Genomic DNA, 705 nt, shown 5'->3' with positions numbered 1-705 from the left:
GAGCCGGCATCGAGCCTGACCAACCCCGAGATCGAGACGTCGATCGGCCTGATCCGCCGCACCGCCGAACGCGGCATCACCATCCTGTTGATCGAGCACGTGCTGACTTTCCTGATGAGCCTTTCGCAGCATCTGCTGGTGCTCAACAATGGCCGCGTCCTGGCCGCCGGCGATCCGGCAGGCGTGATCGCCGATCCGCACGTCATCGAGGCCTATCTCGGCACGAGGAGGTCGGCGGCGTGAATCCCATTCTCAGCGTCGAAGGCGTCACCGCCGGCTATGGCCGCGTCACCGTGCTGCACGATATCTCGCTGGAGGCCGGCCGTTTCGGCAATGTCGGCCTGTTCGGCCCCAACGGCCATGGCAAGACGACGCTGCTGCGTGCTATCTCCGGGCTTCTGCAGCCGAAGAGCGGCCGCATCCTGTTCGACGGGCAAGACATTGTCGGCCACAGCGCACGCGCCATCGTCGGCGCCGGCCTGATCCATGTGCCGCAAGGCAACCGGCTGTTTCCCGATCTCTCGATCGCCGACTGCATGGCGCTCGGCGCCTATTCGCCGCGGGCCCGGCCGCATGAGGCGGAAAACCGCGAAAAGGTGGTCAAGCTGTTCCCGAAACTGGCGGAACGCTGGCGCCAGCGCGTGCGCACGCTGTCGGGCGGCGAGCGCCAGATGGTGTCGATCGGCACGGCGCTGATGAGCCATC

1 protein-coding gene and 1 pseudogene are annotated in these 705 nt (G+C 66.5%); both read left to right on the top strand.

The window, feature by feature from the left end; genetic code table 11:
* Positions 1 to 243 (top strand): annotated as a pseudogene (locus tag EN879_RS37890) (ABC transporter ATP-binding protein); the annotation flags it as partial.
* A partial coding sequence (locus EN879_RS37885; protein WP_127274812.1) for an ATP-binding cassette domain-containing protein occupies positions 240 to 705 on the top strand: 466 nt, incomplete at its 3' end. The pseudogene EN879_RS37890 and the gene EN879_RS37885, both read left to right, overlap by 4 nt.

It is taken from the genome of Mesorhizobium sp. M7A.F.Ca.AU.002.02.1.1, assembly GCF_003998535.1.
In the GTDB taxonomy this organism is placed as follows: Bacteria; Pseudomonadota; Alphaproteobacteria; order Rhizobiales; family Rhizobiaceae; genus Mesorhizobium; species Mesorhizobium ciceri.
The sequence above is the reverse complement of the archived record's forward strand: the minus strand, read 5'-3'. Positions and strand labels throughout refer to the sequence as shown.